Raw genomic sequence first — 15,669 nt, 5'->3', positions numbered from 1 at the left:
GATGACGGCGCCGGCCCTCCCGGCCCGCAGATGCGAGGGATCCCGGGCCGCTCCCGGGACGCCGCGTACCGCTACGCACCGGGTGCCATGGCCCTTGAGGGGGAAGTCAAGGAGGAGGCGATGGCCGCAGGCCGTCGCCGGGGGACATGAGCCCTCAAGGGCCATGGCACCCGGCGCCTGAAGAAGCCTCAGGCAAACGGATCCTGCAGCACCATCGTGTGCTTCCGGTCCGGCCCGGTGCTCACGATCGACAGCGGGCACCCCGCCAGCTCCTCCAGCGCGCGCAGGTAGGCACGCGCGGCCGGCGGCAGCTTGTCCCACTCGGTGATGCCGTGGGTGTCTTCCGTCCAGCCCGGGAACTCCAGGTACACCGGCTCGCACTCGGCCCAGCCCTGGGCGTCGAGCGGCGCGTACTCGGTCTGCTTGCCGCGGTACTGGTAGCCGATGCACATCTTCAGCTTGTCCAGGCCGTCGAGCACGTCGAGCTTGGTGATGCACAGGCCGCTGATGCCGTTGATCGCCACCGCGCGCTTCAGCGCCACGATGTCGATCCAGCCGCAGCGGCGCGGGCGGCCGGTGGTGGCGCCGTATTCCTGGCCCCGGTCGCGCAGGCGCTGGCCGTCTTCGTCGTCGAGCTCGGTCGGGAACGGACCGCCGCCCACGCGCGTGGCGTAGGCCTTGCAGATGCCCAGCACGTAGTCGATCGCGTCCGCGCCGACGCCGGTGCCGGCGAGCGCGCCGCCAACGGTGGTATTGGAGCTGGTGACGTAGGGATAGGTGCCGTGGTCGATGTCGAGCAGCGAGCCCTGCGCGCCTTCGAACAGCACCTTTTTCCCCTGCTTGCGCAGGTCATGGAGGATGCCGGCGACGTCGGACTTCATCGGCTCGACGTACTCGCCGAATTCCAGTGCCTCGTCATAGGTCTGCTGGAAGTCGACCGCGTCCACGCCCAGGTAACGGGTCAGGACGAAGTTGTGGTAATCCAGCGCCGTGCGCAGCAATTCTTCCAGCTGCGCGGGATAGTGCAGGTCGGCCACGCGGATGCCGCGGCGCGCCACCTTGTCTTCGTACGCCGGGCCGATGCCGCGCCCGGTGGTGCCGATGGCCTTGCCGCCGGCGGCCTTCTCGCGGGCCTGATCCAGGGCGATGTGGTACGGCATGATCAGGGGCGTGGCCGGGCTGATCTTCAGGCGGCTGCGCACTTCCACGCCGGCTTCTTCCAGCTCGGCGATCTCCTTCATCAGCGCGGCGGGCGAAAGCACCACGCCGTTGCCGATCAGGCACAGCGCGTCGTCGCGCAGGATGCCGGAGGGGATCAGGTGCAGCACGGTCTTCTTGCCGCCGATCACGAGCGTGTGGCCGGCGTTGTGTCCGCCCTGGAAGCGGACCACGCCGCCGATGTCCTGCGTCAGCAGGTCGACGATCTTGCCCTTGCCTTCGTCGCCCCACTGGGCGCCCAGCACCACTACCGACTGGCCCATGGCCACTACTCCTGAATAGAAAGGTTCAGCCCTGCCGCAACCACCACAGCGACAGCAGGCCCGCCGCCAGCACCACGGCCCCGATGGTCCGCAGCTGGCGCTCGGGCGTGGCCAGCATCTGCGCCATCGCCCGCTTCCACGCGCCGGGTGCTGCGAACAGCACCAGGCCTTCAAGCACCGCCACCAGGCACAGCGCGGCCCAGAGATCCTTCACCGGGGCGCCCGCCTGCTCAGCGGTCGCTGCGCATGTACTGCAGGAACGGGTCGTTGCGCTCCAGCACCATCACCGCCTCGCCGGAAGAGAAGGCGCGGCGATAGGCGTCCAGGCTGCGCTGGAAGGCGAAAAACGCGGGGTCGCGGTTCGCAGCGAGCGCATAGATGCCCGCGGCCTCGGCATCGCCCTCGCCTCGCAGCACCTGCGCGTCGCGCTCGGCCTCGGCCAGCAGCACGGTCTGTTCGCGGTCGGCCTCGGCGCGGACGATGCGCGCCTGCTCCTCGCCCTCGGCGCGCAGCGCGGCGGCCACCTGGCGGCGCTCGGCGCGCATGCGGTCGTAGACCTGGCCGATCACTTCGCTGTCGGTGGGCAGGTCGATCTGCTTGAAGCGGATGTCGACCACCTGCATGCCCAGGGTGCGGGCACCCTCGTTGATGCCGGGCAGCTGGCGGTCGATCAGCTCGGCGCGGTTGCCCGACACCAGCTGGGTCAGGGTCTGCGAGTTGATCTCGTTGCGCAGCGATTCCTTGATGATCGGCGCCAGGCGCGCGGTGACCAGCTCTTCATTGCCGCCGGTGGCGCGGTAGAAATCAGCGGCGTCGACGATGAAGCCGATGGCGACGAAGTCGACGCTGATGTCCTTGCGCTCGGACGTCAGCGAGCGCTCGGGCGGGAACTCGTTGGCCTGGAAGCGGCGGTCGAACACGCGCGCGCTTTCCACCAGCGGGATCTTGAAGTGCAGGCCCGGACCGAGGTCCGTGCGCGCCACGCGGCCGAGGTTCAGCACCAGGCCGACCTGGCCCTCGCGGACCACGAACATCGAGCCGAGCAGGCCGAGGATCACGACCAGCACGATGGGAACGATCAGCTGCGGCTTCATCGGGTGCCTCCATCGCGCGAGGGGCGCGGCAGGTTGCTGGTGGCGGCGGGCACGGTGGCCTCGGCTTGCGGCCTGGGATCGAGCGGCGGCGTGACGATGTCGGGCGTCAGCAGGGGCGGCTGCGATGCGCCCTGCCCTGCCATCGGCACGTAGATCAGCTGCTGGCCGTCGCCACCGACGACCGTGCGGTTGTCGGCCAGGACGTCTTCGACCGTCTCCAGCCACAGGCGCTTGCGGGTGACTTCGGGCGCCTTGGCGTACTCGTTGACCAGCAGGGTGAACCGTTCGGCGTCACCGGTGGCACGGGCCACGGACGCGGTCTTGTAACCCTCGGCCGTGGTGCGCACGCGCTGCGCCTGGCCGCGGGCCTCGGGCACGATGCGCGCGGCGTAGGCACGGGCCTCGTTCACCAGGCGCTCGTTCATCTGCTGGGCGCTGTTGACCTCGTCGAAGGCCGGCTTGACGGCCTCCGGCGGGCGGGCGTCCTGCAGGCTGAGCTCGGTCACGATCAGGCCGGTGCGATAGGTGTCGAGCGAGGCCTGCAGCGACGTCGCCGCGGCGGCCGACAGCGGGCCGCGCGCGTTGAGCGCGGAGTCGAGGTTCGAGCGGCCGATCTGCTCGCGCACCGCGCTCTGCGAGATCTGCTCGAGCACCCGGTCGGCATCACGCGAGCCGAACAGGTACATCTGCGGATCGCTGACCCGGTACTGGACGTTGAACGACACGGTGACGATGTTCTCGTCGCGGGTCAGCACCGGCAGGCTGTTGCTGAAGGTGCGCACGCCGGTGGTGTTGAGCTTGGTGACCGTTTCGATCGGCCACGGCAGCTTGAAGTTCGGGCCGGGCTGCATGACGCGGGCGAACTTGCCGAAGCGCAGCACCACGCCGCGATCCTGCTCGCCGACCAGCACGAAGCAGTTGAAGGCCAGCCACAGCACCAGCGCGATGCCGATCCAGCGCAGCGGGTTGCCACCACCGCCGCCGCCGCCGAAGAGGCCGCGGAGCTGGTCGAGGATGCCGTCGAAGGGACCACGGCCGCGGCCACCGCCGCTGCGGCGCGGCGGCCAGGGATTCTGACGGCGGCCATTGCCGCTGTCGCCGCCCGAACCGCGGTCGTCGTTGTTCTTGCCGGGGATGTTCCAGGCCATGCTGGCTCCAGTCTGGGGATCCCGCCGCCGGGGCCCGGCGACGAATAAGGACATTCTACAAGGTGCGGGCGCGGCAGGTCCTGCCCGCCCACACCGGGAAACTCAGGCCGCGGGCAGCAGCGGCCGCAGGGGCTCGCCGTCATCCTGCGCCGCCAGGCGCCGGGCGTCGCTCAGCGGCAGGTCGATGGCGAGCGTCCAGCCGTGCTCGTCATGCGACTCGCCGCGGATGGCGTCGACTTCGTGCAGGCGCGCGCGCAGGCGGCCGGCATCCGGCGGCAGGCGCAGCTCGCCCTGCAGGCGGCGCAGGCCCAGGCGGCGGCCCAGCGCGCTGCGCAGCAGGTCGATGCCGTCGTGGTCGCGCGCGGAGACCCACACCCGCTCGCGCACGGCGGCTTCGTCGGGATGGTCGCTGGCATGCGGCTGGTCATGGCGCGCGGGCACGCCCAAGCGGTCGACCTTGTTGTAGACCAGCAGCTGCGGGAGGTCGCCGGCGCCGATCTCGCCCAGCACCTCGTCCACCTGCGCCACGCGCTCGTCGCGCAGCGGATCCGAGGCATCGATGACGTGGATCAGCAGGTCGGCCTCGCGGGCCTCGCTGAGGGTCGAGCGGAAGGCGGCCACCAGCTCATGCGGCAGGTCGCGCACGAAGCCGACGGTATCGGCCAGCACCACGTAGCCGCCCGGCAGGGTGATCTTGCGCACGGTGGGGTCCAGCGTGGCGAACAGCTGGTCGGCGGCGTAGGCGTCGGCGCCGGTCAGGGCGTTGAAGAGCGTGGACTTGCCGGCGTTGGTATAGCCGACCAGGGCCACGCGCGGCAGTTCGCTGCGCACGCGGGCGCGGCGCATCTGCGTGCGCTGCACTTCGACCTTGGCCAGACGCGCCTGCAGCTGTTCGACGCGCTTCTGCAGCAGCCGGCGGTCGGTCTCGAGCTGGGTCTCGCCAGGGCCGCGCAGGCCGATCGAGCCGCCGCGCTGGCTGTCCAGGTGGCTCCAGCCGCGCACCAGGCGCGTGGCCATGTGCCGCAGCTGCGCAAGTTCGACCTGCAGCTTGCCCTCGTGGCTGCGCGCACGCTGGGCGAAGATGTCGAGGATCAGGCCGGTGCGGTCGACCACGCGGCGCTCGAGTAACTTCTCGAGGTTGCGTTCCTGACCCGGGGACAGGGGATGGTTGACCAGCACCAGGTCGGCGCCGGTGGCGTCGGCCGCGGCCTTGATCTCATCGAGCTTGCCGCTGCCCAGCAGGGTGGCGGGGTTCGGGCGGCCGATGCGCGCGGGCATGACGTGGGCCACGGTCGCGCCTGCCGAGCGGGCAAGCTCGGCGAACTCTTCCAGCGCGCCCTCGTCCGGCGGACCGCCGGAATGGGGCTGGACCAGCAGCGCGTGCTCGCCCTTGCGGGAACGTTCAAACAGCTGGGTGGGCATGCGGTCGGCGGCGTGTTGTCATGGCCCTGAGATGGGGCCGGATGGCGCCGACGCAACCGTCATTCGGACTCGTCGTCGCCCGCTTCGCCGCCAGTGGCATCGTCGGAGGCCTGCACGACGCCGCCGCCCGGGCCCACGCGCACGTTGCGCGCCGGCACGACGGTCGAGATCGCGTGCTTGTAGACCATCTGGCTGACGGTATTGCGCAGCAGCACCACGAACTGATCGAAGGATTCGATCGTGCCCTGCAGCTTGATGCCGTTGACGAGGTAGATCGATACCGGCACCCGCTCGCGGCGCAGGGCGTTCAGGAAAGGATCCTGCAAAGACTGTCCCTTGGACATTCGGTGTTCCCCAACTGGTTTCTTGTTGTTATGGATGAATACGGCTTCGCGCCACGTTGCCCGACCGCTCCCCGGTGGCAACGCTCCGATCTTATACGACCTGCGCTGCTGCCGACGGTTGAAGGCATGACGCCGTGACCATGCGCACGCCCGGATCCGGCCCCGGGCGCCTCAGCGGAGGAAGGCGTCGACCGCGCGGGCGGGGGCGCGGGCGTCCACGGTGGGGTCGAACCTGAGCGCGTCGAATTCCCCGCGCAGCCAGGTGAACTGGCGCTTCGCCAGCTGGCGGGTGGCGGCGATCGCCCGCTCGCGGAAGCCCCGGGCGTCGGTGGCACCGTCGAGGAATTCCCAGGCCTGGCGGTAGCCAACCGCGCGCAGCGCCGGCAGGTCCAGCGGTGCGGGATGGTCGCGCAGCTCCGGCAAGGCGCGCAGCACTTCGACCTCGGCCAGGAAGCCGGCTTCGAGCATCGCGTCGAGCCGGCCGACGATGCGTTCGTGCAGCACCGCCCGGTCGCGCGGGGCCAGCACCAGCTTGAGCACCCGGTACGGCAGACGCACCGGTGCCGGGTCCGCGCGCCAGTCGCTGATCGCGCGCCCGCTCAGGCGATGGACTTCCAGCGCGCGCTGGATCCGCTGTGCGTCGGTGGCATGGATGCGCTGCGCGGCCGCGGGATCCACCTGCGCGAGCTCTGCGTGCAGCGCCGCCCAGCCGCGTTCGTCCGCCTCCCCTGCCAGCTGCGCGCGCACCGACGCATCCGCGGATGGCATCGACGACAAGCCCTGCAGCAGCGCGCGGAAATACAGTCCGGTGCCGCCGGCCAGGATCGGCAGCCGGCCGCGCGCGGCGATGGCGTCCATCGCGACCCGGGCGTCGGCGGCGAACTCGGCGGCCGAGTACGGCTCCCAGGGTTTGCGGATGTCGACCAGGTGGTGCGGAACCCCGGCGCGTTCATCGGCCGTGGGCTTGGCCGCGCCGATGTCGAGGCCGCGGTACACCAGCGCCGAATCGACGCTGACGATCTCCCCGCCCAGGCGCCGCGCGCAGTCGATCGCGAACGCGGTCTTGCCCGACGCGGTCGGGCCCATCAGTGCGACGGCACAGGGACGCCTGTCGATCGGCATCTCCGGCCCCGCGCTCAGTAACCGGTTTCGCGAAGCGAGGCCCGCACTTCGTCATGGGTGCTGCGGATGTCCTGCGCCGGCGCGCGCCCCAGCAGACTCACGGAGACGATCGCAAGGGTCGCGGCGGCGAAGCCGGGCACGATCTCGTACAACTGGAAATCCATCCGCTCGACCGCGATCTGCTTCCAGGCGATCACCACCACCGCGCCGGTCACCATGCCGGCCAGCGCGCCGTCGCGCGTCATCCGGCCCCAGAACAGCGACAGCACCAGCACCGGCCCGAAGGCGGCGCCGAAGCCGGCCCAGGCGTAGGACACGAGGCCCAGCACCCGGCTGTCCGGATCGCGCGCCAGCCACAGCGCCACCAGCGACACCGCCAGCACGCTGGCGCGCCCGACCCAGACCAGCTCGCGCTGGCTGGCCTGCTTGCGCAGGAATCCGCGATAGAAATCTTCCGACAGCACGCTGGAGCACACCAGCAGCTGGCTCGACAGCGTGCTCATCACCGCCGCCAGGATCGCGGACAGGATCACGCCGGCGATCCAGGGGTTGAACAGCAGCTCGACCGCGGCGATGAACACCCGCTCGGGGTTGGCCTCCACCGGACCGGCGGCATCGGGGTGGAGGTGGAAGAAGGCGATGCCGAAGAAGCCCACCATCAGCGAGCCGAGCAGGCACAGGATCATCCAGGTCATGCCGATCTTCCGCGCCTTGGGAATCGCGTGCACGCTCTCGGCGGCCATGAACCTGGCCAGGATGTGTGGCTGGCCGAAATAGCCCAGGCCCCAGGCAATCGCAGACACGATCGCGAGCATGCCGCCGGCGCCCACCCACTCCAGCCGCGCGGGATCGATCTCGCGGATCAGCTCGACGCTACCGTCGAAGCCACCGCTGGCCACCACCACCATCACGGGCGTGACGATCAGCGCGAACAGCATCAGCGTGCCCTGCGCGACGTCGGTCCAGCTCACCGCGAGGAAGCCGCCCACCATCGTGTAGAGGATGGTCACCGCCGCCCCCCACCAGATCGCCTGCGCGTAGGACATGCCGAAGACGCTCTCGAACAGCCGTGCGCCCGCCACGACGCCCGAGGCGCAGTACACCGCGAAGAACACCAGGATCACCAGCGCCGCCAGCACCCGCAGCACGCGGTTGCGGTCGCTGAAGCGGTTGGTGAGGTAGTCCGGCAGGGTCAGCGCGTTGCCGGTGCGCTCGGTGTAGACGCGCAGCGGGCCGGCGACGTAGCGCCAGTTGAGCCAGGCACCCAGCGTCAGGCCGATCGCGATCCAGGCTTCGGCCAGGCCGCTGGCGTACAGCGCACCGGGCAGGCCCATCATCAGCCAGCCGCTCATGTCGGACGCGCCGGCCGACAGCGCGGTCACGACCGGTCCGAGCTTGCGGCCGCCCAGGATGTAGTCGTCGAAGTTCTTGGTCGAGCGCCAGGCGAACACGCCGATCAGCACCATTCCGGCGAGATAGACAAGGAAGGTGATGATGAGCGGCGTGCTGGTCTGGAACATGAGTGCTGGAATCCCCCGGGTCGACGCCACCGCCCCACCGGCGCCAGCGGGGGCAGCCTAACGCAGGCCTGCAGGCCGATGCACACCGGGCCGCGGCAGTGCGCCGCGGCAGGCGCTCAGGCGTCGTCCGGCCAGGCGATGGCTGGCGCGGGCGTCGCGATGCGCGGGACCGGCACCGCATCCACCGCCGCCCAGACCTTGAGCGCGTCGACGGTAGCGGCCACGTCGTGCACGCGCAGCAGCATTGCGCCGCGCTGCGCGGCGATGAGGTGCGCGGCCACCGAGCCGTGCACGCGCTGCCGCGGTTCGTCGCGCCCGGTGACCTCGCCGATGCTGCGCTTGCGCGACAGGCCGGCGAGCACCGGCACGCCGAGTTGGATGAAGCGTTCGAAGCGCGCCAGCAGGGTGATGTTGTGCGCGGTGGTCTTGCCGAAGCCGAAGCCCGGGTCGGCCACGATGTGCTTGCGCGGGATGCCGGCCATCTCGGCGGCGAAGATGCGCTCGGCGAGGAAGCGGTGCACCTCGGCGACCACGTCGTCGTACGCCGGCGCCTCCTGCATCGAGCGCGGCTCGCCGAGCATGTGCATCAGCACCACCGGCACGCCGGCCGCGGCGGCCACGTCCAGTGCGCCCTCGGCGCGCAGCGCGCGGATGTCGTTGATCATCCCGGCACCGGCGTCGACCGCGGCGCGCATCACCTCCGGGCGCCAGGTGTCGATGCTGATCGGAACCGGTGTCTCGCGCGCCAGGCGTTCGATCACCGGCACCACGCGGCGGATCTCCTCCTCCACGCCCACGCTGTCGGATCCGGGACGGGTGGATTCGCCGCCGACGTCCAGGATGTCGGCGCCTTCGCCTGCGAGCTGCAGGCCGTGCGCGACCGCGGCGTCGAAGTCGAAGTGATCGCCGCCATCGGAGAAGGAATCCGGGGTGACGTTGACGATGCCCATCACGCGCGGGCGGTCCAGGCGCAGGGGGCGGCCGGCGCAGTCGAGGGTGGCGACGGTGTCGAACATCCAGGAACTCCTTGGCGACAGATAACGATTATCACCCGGCGCAAACGAAACGGGGCCCGCATGAGCGGGCCCCGGTCGCAGCTATAGCTGCTCCTACGGTGGTGGTCGAGGAGGAGTGGATGTCGGTCAGGCTTGGGGCGCGGGATCGGTGATCGGCGGCAGCGGGCGCTTGCTGCCGCTGTCATCGTCGTCACCCTTCGGCTCCGGCTTGATCCAGCCGATCGGCGGCGGCGGGTCGCGGCCTTCCATGATGGCGTCGATCTGCGGCACGTCGATGGTCTCGTACTCCAGCAGGAGCTTTGCCATCGCGTGCAGCTTCTCGATGTTCTCGGTGAGGATGGCCTTGGTGCGGTTGTAGGCGCTGTCGAGGATGTCGCGCACTTCCTCGTCGATCCTGCGCGCGGTCTCGTCGGACACGCTCTTGTGCTGCGTGACCGAGCGACCCAGGAACACCTCGTCCTCTTCCTCGCCGTAGGCGATCGGGCCGAGTTGTTCCGACAGGCCCCACTTGGTGACCATGGCGCGGGCCATCTTGGTGGCGCGCTCGATGTCGTTGGAGGCACCGGTGGTGACCTTGTCGGTGCCGAAGATCAGCTCTTCCGCCACGCGGCCGCCGTACAGCGTCGCCAGGCGGCTGTGCAGGCTTTCACGGGTGGAGCTGTAGCGATCGCCTTCGGGCAGGAACTGGGTCACACCCAACGCGCGGCCGCGCGGGATGATGGTGACCTTGTAGACCGGGTCGTGGTCGGGCACCAGGCGGCCGACGATGGCGTGGCCGGCCTCGTGGTACGCGGTGTTGGTCTTTTCTTCCTCGCTCATGGCCATCGAGCGGCGCTCGGCGCCCATCAGGATCTTGTCGCGCGCCTTGTCGAAGTGGTCCATGCGGACGTCCTTCGCGTTCTCGCGCGCGGCGAACAGCGCCGCCTCGTTGACGAGGTTGGCAAGGTCCGCGCCGGAGAAGCCAGGCGTGCCACGCGCGACCACCATCGGCTCGACGTCGTCGGCCAACGGCACCTTGCGCATGTGCACCTGCAGGATCTGCTCGCGGCCGCGCACGTCGGGCAGGCCCACCACGACCTGGCGGTCGAAGCGGCCCGGGCGCAGCAGCGCGGGGTCGAGCACGTCGGGGCGGTTGGTGGCGGCGACCACGATCACGCCCTCGCCGCCCTCGAAACCGTCCATCTCGACCAGCAGCTGGTTCAGCGTCTGCTCGCGCTCGTCATGCCCGCCGCCCAGGCCGGCACCGCGGTGGCGGCCGACGGCGTCGATCTCGTCGATGAAGATGATGCACGGCGCGTGCTTCTTGGCCTGCTCGAACATGTCGCGCACGCGGCTGGCGCCGACGCCGACGAACATCTCGACGAAGTCCGAGCCCGAGATCGAGAAGAACGGCACCTTGGCCTCGCCGGCGATCGCCTTGGCCAGCAGCGTCTTGCCGGTGCCGGGCGGGCCGACCATCAGCACGCCGCGCGGGATCTTGCCGCCGAGCTTCTGGAAGCGCGAGGGATCGCGCAGGAACTCGACCAGCTCCGACACTTCTTCCTTGGCCTCGTCGCAGCCGGCGACGTCGGCGAAGGTGACCTTGACCTGGTCGTCGCTCAGCAGCTTGGCGCGCGAGCGGCCGAAGGACATCGCGCCCTTGCTGCCACCCTGCTGCATCTGCCGCATCATGAAGAACCAGAAGCCGATGATCAGCAGCACCGGCAGGAAGTTGAGCAGCAGCGACCACAGCGTGATGCCCGACTCCGGCGGCGCCTGCTTGATCTCGACGTTGTGGTTCATCAGGTCATCGACCATGCGCTCGTCGCGGCGCGGCGCGGTGGTGATGCCGCTGGTGCCGTCCTTGCGCTGGAACTGGACCGAGCGCTCGTCGCTCGCGATGTCCACGGACTGGATGCGGTCGGTGCGGACCTCGGTCATGAACTGCGAGTACATGACCTCCTGGCTGCCGGGCACGGTGGGGCTGAAGCTGTTGAAGACCACCATCAATACGACGGCGACCACCACCCAAAGCATCAGATTCTTGACCAGGTCGTTCATTCTCGATTCCGCTCCGCGGCAACGCCGCTAGGTTACTTGATCCGTTCCAGCTTGCCCTGCGCCAAGGCATAGACTTCCGGCGAACGCTGGCGCGAGGCCGCCGGCTTGCGGACCGCGACCTTCGCGTACCGCCGGCGCAGCTCGCGCACGTAATCGTCGAACCCGGTCCCGTGGAACAGCTTGATCAGGAAGGCGCCACCCGGACGCAGGTGCCGGTCGGCGAAATCCATCGCAAGCTCGGACAGGTGCATGGCCCGGGGCTGGTCGACGGCTGCTACACCACTCTTGTTGGGGGCCATGTCGGACAAGACAAGGTCCACGGGCGCCCCGCCAAGCATCGATTCGAGCTGCGAGAGCACCACATCGTCCCTGAAATCGCCATGAAGGAACTCGACGCCGGCGAGCGGCGGCATGTCCAGGATGTCCAGGGCGATCACCCGGCCGCTGTCGCCCAGGGCCTGGCGGACCCATTGCGACCAGCCCCCGGGGGCGGCGCCAAGGTCGACCACCGTCATGCCCGGCTTCAGCAGGCGGTCGCGGGCGACCAGTTCCTCGAGCTTGTACGCCGCGCGCGAACGCATGCCCTCGGCCTGCGCCTTCTTCACGAAGGGGTCGGCGAAGTGCTCCTGGAGCCAGCGCTGGCTGCTTTTACTGCGGGTGGCCATCGCCTGCGGACGGAGCAATTGCGGGCCGCCATGATACCCTGCGTGGCCCTCCGCACCTGACTGCAGCCCACATGACCGCCGACCTTACCGCCGCCCAGATCCGCTTCCTGCGCGGCCAGGCCCACGGGCTCAAGGCGATGCTGCAGCTTGGCGGAAAAGGCCTGACCGACGCCGTGGTGGCCGAGGTCGAAGGCGCACTTGGGCACCACGAGCTGATCAAGGTGAAGGTGGCCGCGGCCGACCGCGAGGCGCGCGACGCCCTGATGGCCGAGCTGGCCAAGCGCAGCGGTGCCGTGCTGGTCCACCGCATCGGCCACGTCGCCGTGCTCTACCGCCCCAACAGCGAGAAGCGCCAGATCGTCCTGCCGCGAGGCTGAGCCCGGGAGGCCGCGCGATGGATCTCGTCCAGGAACGCCCGGATTACGACTACGTGCTGCGCGCCGCCGACGGCCGTTCGGCGCGGGTGAATGATCGCCAGCTCTCCGCCAGTTTCATCATCTCGCCCGATCGCCTGGTCGAGGACTGGGCGGCCGCGCCCATCGCCGGACTCACGCCGGAACAGCTCGAGCCGCTGCTCGCACTGGATCCCGAAGTGCTCGTGATCGGCACCGGCGACACGCAGGGTTTCCCGCCGCCGCGCACGATGGCCGCCTGCCTTGCGCGCGGCGTGGGCCTGGAAGCAATGACCAACGCCGCTGCCGCGCGCACCTTCAACGTGCTGGCCAGCGAAGGCCGGCGCGTGGTGGCTGGATTCATCCTCTCCGGCAGCTGAGCACCGGAACGTCGCGGTCGCGCGCGCTCAGCGGCGCGGCAGGTAGCGCAGCGGATCGACCGGCTTGCCGTTGTAGCGGATCTCGAAGTGCAGCATGTCGCGGTCTGCGCCGGTGCGGCCCATTTCCGCGATCTGCTGGCCGGCCTTCACCCGGTCGCCCTCGCCCACCAGGCGCTTGCGGTTGTGGCCATAGGCCGACAGCCATTGCTCGTCGTGCTTGATGATCACCAGTTCACCGTAGCCGACCAGGCCGGAACCCGAGTACACCACCACGCCGTCGCCGGCGGCACGCACCGCCTGCCCCGCCGAACCCGCCACGCCGATGCCCTGACGGGTCGGATCGCCATCGACATACCGGCTGACGAGAGACCCGTCGGCAGGCCAGCGCCAGGACACGGCGCTGCTCGCAGGCGCCGAGCCCGTGGGCTGCGGCGGGGCCTGCGTGGGCTGCACGGCCCTGCCGCGGCTGTCGGTGACCGGGCGCGAAGTGCCGCTCGTGCCGCCACCCGACGCGGTGGACGTGCCGGCCGTGCGCGTGTTGCCGCCCATGCCCGACGACGGATACAGGCGCAGCCGCTGTCCGGGATAGATCGTGTACGGGGCCTGGATGCCGTTCCACATCGCCAGGTCGAGCGGACTGATGCCGTTGTTGACCGCCAAGCGGTAGAGGTTGTCGCCCTTGCGCACGGTGACCGTCTGCCCCGGCTTCGGCGCCGACGCGCGCGTCGCCGAAGCGCCACCTTCGCGGACCACCTTGCTCGTGCCGCAGCCGGCAAGTGCCAGCATCAGTGCGACGGCGGGAACCAGGGCGATGCGGGCGGTGCGACGGATCGGGAGCATGCGCGAGGGAACCTCCAGGCTGGGCATGGTGTGTGGATTCAACCTGCGAAATGCTGCCACAGGTGCGTCAGGGCCAGTCCGCTGCTTCCGATCAGCACGCTGAAATAGATCACGGTGCAGATCGTGGCGAGATGGCCGAGCAGCACCGCACCGCCATCACGCTGGATGAAGCCCACAGCGTAAAGCAGCAGCGCGATCGCGGGGATGGTGTTGCTGAACGGAATGAGTCCGAACGGCGCCATCAGCAGCAGCGCGGCGAAAATGAAAGCGAGGTTGTTGAACACCCGCTGCGGGCGGCCGTCGACCACGGCGGCCATGCGGTGCGGACGGCTGATGCGCTCCAGCCGGCGCACCCAGGACATGCCCGCGGTGAGTGCGGGGCGCAGGCGATCGGCGGGCAGCTGCCGTTCCGCCAGCCGCTTCGGCACCCACAGCGGGCGTCCGGACAGGCGGCTGATCCCGACCAGCAGGATCGCCGCGCCGAACACCGTGCTCACGCCCGGGATCGATACCGGGATCAGGAACACCAGGGTCAGCAGGATCGACAGCACCAGCAGGCCTTCGTCGCCGATGACGCCGAGCAGTTCGCCCAGGCTCATCGAACCCGTTGGCAGGCGCGCGATGACCGCTTCGAGCTGGGTACGCAGCGAGGCGTCGCCAGCGGGGCCGGACGGGGGCACGGATGCGGTCATGCCTAGTCCACCAGTCCGGAGAGCAGGGGCACGAAGGCAACGCTGGCCAGCGTGTCCTGGGTGATGTGGCCTTCGGCGTCCTTGCGCAGGCGCAGCAGCGACTGCGCGCCGCCCGCGCCGACCGGTGCCACCAGCACGCCGCCCGGAGCCAACTGCGAGGTCAGCGCCTCGACCAGGGCCGGCGCACCCGCGGTGACCAGGATGCCGTCGAAAGGCGCTTCCTCCGGCCAGCCGATGCGGCCGTCGTCGTGCTTGCTGCGCACGTTGAGCCCGAGCGAGCGGAAGCGCTTGCGCGCGACCCGCAGCAGGTCGCCGATGCGCTCGACGGTGAACACCTCCAGCCCGAGCGCGCCAAGGATCGCCGCCTGGTAGCCGGAGCCGGTGCCGACCTCGAGCACGCGCTTGGGCTGGGCGCCGTCGAACAGGGCTTCGGTCATCCGCGCCACCACCCAGGGCTGGGAGATGGTCTGGCCGTGGCCGATCGGCAGCGCGGTGTCCTCGTAGGCGCGGGTGGCCAGCGCCTCGTCGATGAACAGGTGCCGCGGCACCACGCGGATGGCGTTGAGCACGCGCTCGTCGGTGATGCCGTTGCCGCGCAGGCGTTCGATCAGGCGGTCGCGCACGCGCTGCGAGGTCATGCCGACACCGAGCGCTTCGGGCTGCAGCCGCAGCCGCGGCGTCACGCCGGGCCTCCGTTGCGCAGGGCTTCTTCGAGCCCGCCGACCCAGGCGGCGACCTGCTCGAGCGCCTGGTAGCGCGTCAGGTCGACCTGGATCGGCGTGATCGCGATGTGCTTCGTGCGCACGGCGTGGAAATCGGTGCCCGGGCCCGAGTCGGCCTCGGCGCCGGCGCCGCCGATCCACCAGAAGTGGCGGCCGCGCGGGTCCTTCGCCGGAATGCAGGCTTCCGCGCGATGGCGGTTGCCCAGGCGCGTGACCTCGAAGCCCTCGATTTCCGACCAGGGCAGGTCGGGCACGTTGACATTGAGGATGGTGTCGGCGGGCAGTGGATCAGCCTTCAAGCGGGCGACGATCTCGACCGCGGCGCGCGCGGCGGATTCGTAATGCCGGCCAACATGGTCGCGCGTCACCAGCGACACCGCCACCGCGGGCAGGCCCAGGAACCGGCCTTCCATCGCCGCGGCAACGGTGCCCGAATAGATGACGTCATCGCCCAGGTTGGCGGTGTTGTTGATGCCCGAGACCACGATGTCGGGATCGTGGTCGAGCATGCCGGTAATGGCGACGTGGACGCAGTCGGTCGGCGTGCCGTGGACGCGCCAGGTCGACGCATCGAGCTGCACCGCCTGCAGCGGCAGGTCGAGGGTGAGGGAATTGCTGGCGCCGGAGCGATCGCGATCGGGGGCGACGACGGTGACCTCGTGGCCGGCGGCACGCAGGCCTTCGGCGAGTGCGCTGATGCCGGGGGCGTCGACGCCGTCGTCGTTGCTAACGAGGATTTTCATTGCGTCGATGATAACGGAACGCGACGCCCGGGGTCCCTCGCGCTAGGC

17 protein-coding genes are annotated in these 15,669 nt (G+C 70.0%); 2 read left to right on the top strand and 15 right to left on the bottom strand.

Annotated elements, in window-relative coordinates; genetic code table 11:
- Nucleotides 1–188: 188 nt before the first annotated feature.
- The 11 genes from ACW5E8_RS03095 to rlmE all read right to left on the bottom strand — a co-directional run bounded on the left by ACW5E8_RS03095 (nucleotide 189) and on the right by rlmE (nucleotide 11,852).
- Entirely contained in the window at nucleotides 189–1,481 is a 1,293-nt protein-coding gene (locus ACW5E8_RS03095) for an adenylosuccinate synthase (protein ID WP_456964025.1), read from the bottom strand.
- 25 nt (nucleotides 1,482–1,506) lie between these two features.
- Nucleotides 1,507–1,695: a DUF2065 domain-containing protein gene (locus ACW5E8_RS03090; RefSeq protein WP_456964024.1), complete on the bottom strand. Its 189-nt coding sequence runs from the start codon at nucleotides 1,693–1,695 to the stop codon at nucleotides 1,507–1,509.
- 16 nt (nucleotides 1,696–1,711) lie between these two features.
- Complete coding sequence (gene hflC / locus ACW5E8_RS03085; protein WP_456964023.1) at nucleotides 1,712–2,575, bottom strand: protease modulator HflC; 864 nt, start codon at nucleotides 2,573–2,575, stop codon at nucleotides 1,712–1,714.
- On the bottom strand, nucleotides 2,572–3,723 hold the full coding sequence (gene hflK / locus ACW5E8_RS03080; RefSeq protein ID WP_456964022.1) for an FtsH protease activity modulator HflK: 1,152 nt from the start codon (nucleotides 3,721–3,723) through the stop codon (nucleotides 2,572–2,574). Before hflK ends, hflC begins: the two co-directional genes overlap by 4 nt.
- 102 nt (nucleotides 3,724–3,825) lie before the next feature.
- Nucleotides 3,826–5,133 carry a ribosome rescue GTPase HflX gene (hflX, locus tag ACW5E8_RS03075; RefSeq protein WP_456965226.1) on the bottom strand — a complete coding sequence of 436 codons (1,308 nt, stop codon included), beginning with the start codon at nucleotides 5,131–5,133 and terminating at the stop codon, nucleotides 3,826–3,828.
- Between the two features lie 71 nt (nucleotides 5,134–5,204).
- Nucleotides 5,205–5,489, bottom strand: coding sequence for an RNA chaperone Hfq (hfq, locus tag ACW5E8_RS03070; protein WP_456964021.1), 285 nt, complete (start codon nucleotides 5,487–5,489; stop codon nucleotides 5,205–5,207).
- Between the two features lie 171 nt (nucleotides 5,490–5,660).
- On the bottom strand, nucleotides 5,661–6,611 hold the full coding sequence (miaA, locus tag ACW5E8_RS03065; protein ID WP_456964020.1) for a tRNA (adenosine(37)-N6)-dimethylallyltransferase MiaA: 951 nt from the start codon (nucleotides 6,609–6,611) through the stop codon (nucleotides 5,661–5,663).
- Between the two features lie 14 nt (nucleotides 6,612–6,625).
- On the bottom strand, nucleotides 6,626–8,131 hold the full coding sequence (putP, locus tag ACW5E8_RS03060; protein WP_456964019.1) for a sodium/proline symporter PutP: 1,506 nt from the start codon (nucleotides 8,129–8,131) through the stop codon (nucleotides 6,626–6,628).
- Nucleotides 8,132–8,247: 116 nt separating this feature from the next.
- Complete coding sequence (gene folP / locus ACW5E8_RS03055) at nucleotides 8,248–9,147, bottom strand: dihydropteroate synthase (protein WP_456964018.1); 900 nt, start codon at nucleotides 9,145–9,147, stop codon at nucleotides 8,248–8,250.
- Nucleotides 9,148–9,273: 126 nt separating this feature from the next.
- Complete coding sequence (gene ftsH, locus ACW5E8_RS03050) at nucleotides 9,274–11,133, bottom strand: ATP-dependent zinc metalloprotease FtsH (RefSeq protein ID WP_456965225.1); 1,860 nt, start codon at nucleotides 11,131–11,133, stop codon at nucleotides 9,274–9,276.
- Nucleotides 11,134–11,219: 86 nt separating this feature from the next.
- Nucleotides 11,220–11,852: a 23S rRNA (uridine(2552)-2'-O)-methyltransferase RlmE gene (gene rlmE, locus ACW5E8_RS03045; protein ID WP_456964017.1), complete on the bottom strand. Its 633-nt coding sequence runs from the start codon at nucleotides 11,850–11,852 to the stop codon at nucleotides 11,220–11,222.
- A 71-nt stretch (nucleotides 11,853–11,923) separates the two neighbouring features.
- Here rlmE and yhbY point away from each other — a divergent pair, with 71 nt between their 5' ends.
- Together yhbY and ACW5E8_RS03035 are read left to right on the top strand one after the other, a co-directional pair.
- Nucleotides 11,924–12,229: a ribosome assembly RNA-binding protein YhbY gene (gene yhbY, locus ACW5E8_RS03040; RefSeq protein ID WP_456964016.1), complete on the top strand. Its 306-nt coding sequence runs from the start codon at nucleotides 11,924–11,926 to the stop codon at nucleotides 12,227–12,229.
- Between the two features lie 17 nt (nucleotides 12,230–12,246).
- The gene (locus ACW5E8_RS03035; RefSeq protein ID WP_456964015.1) at nucleotides 12,247–12,624 is read left to right on the top strand and encodes an Mth938-like domain-containing protein; all 378 of its coding nucleotides are present in this window, start codon (nucleotides 12,247–12,249) and stop codon (nucleotides 12,622–12,624) included.
- A gap of 27 nt (nucleotides 12,625–12,651) precedes the next feature.
- Here ACW5E8_RS03035 and ACW5E8_RS03030 read toward each other — a convergent pair whose 3' ends face one another.
- The 4 genes from ACW5E8_RS03030 to surE are packed head-to-tail and all read right to left on the bottom strand — an operon-like array spanning nucleotide 12,652 to nucleotide 15,621.
- A complete protein-coding gene (locus tag ACW5E8_RS03030) occupies nucleotides 12,652–13,464 on the bottom strand; it encodes a peptidoglycan DD-metalloendopeptidase family protein (protein WP_456965224.1) in 813 nt (270 codons plus the stop codon).
- A gap of 38 nt (nucleotides 13,465–13,502) precedes the next feature.
- Nucleotides 13,503–14,156, bottom strand: a complete 654-nt coding sequence (locus tag ACW5E8_RS03025; protein ID WP_456964014.1) for an exopolysaccharide biosynthesis protein — start codon at nucleotides 14,154–14,156, stop codon at nucleotides 13,503–13,505.
- Between the two features lie 2 nt (nucleotides 14,157–14,158).
- A complete protein-coding gene (locus ACW5E8_RS03020) occupies nucleotides 14,159–14,839 on the bottom strand; it encodes a protein-L-isoaspartate(D-aspartate) O-methyltransferase (protein WP_456964013.1) in 681 nt (226 codons plus the stop codon).
- Complete coding sequence (surE, locus tag ACW5E8_RS03015) at nucleotides 14,836–15,621, bottom strand: 5'/3'-nucleotidase SurE (RefSeq protein WP_456964012.1); 786 nt, start codon at nucleotides 15,619–15,621, stop codon at nucleotides 14,836–14,838. The genes ACW5E8_RS03020 and surE overlap by 4 nt, the downstream gene beginning before the upstream one ends.
- Nucleotides 15,622–15,669 lie beyond the last annotated feature (48 nt).

The organism is Luteimonas sp. A649, assembly GCF_054072735.1.
This window is presented reverse-complemented; position numbering and strand designations above follow the sequence as displayed.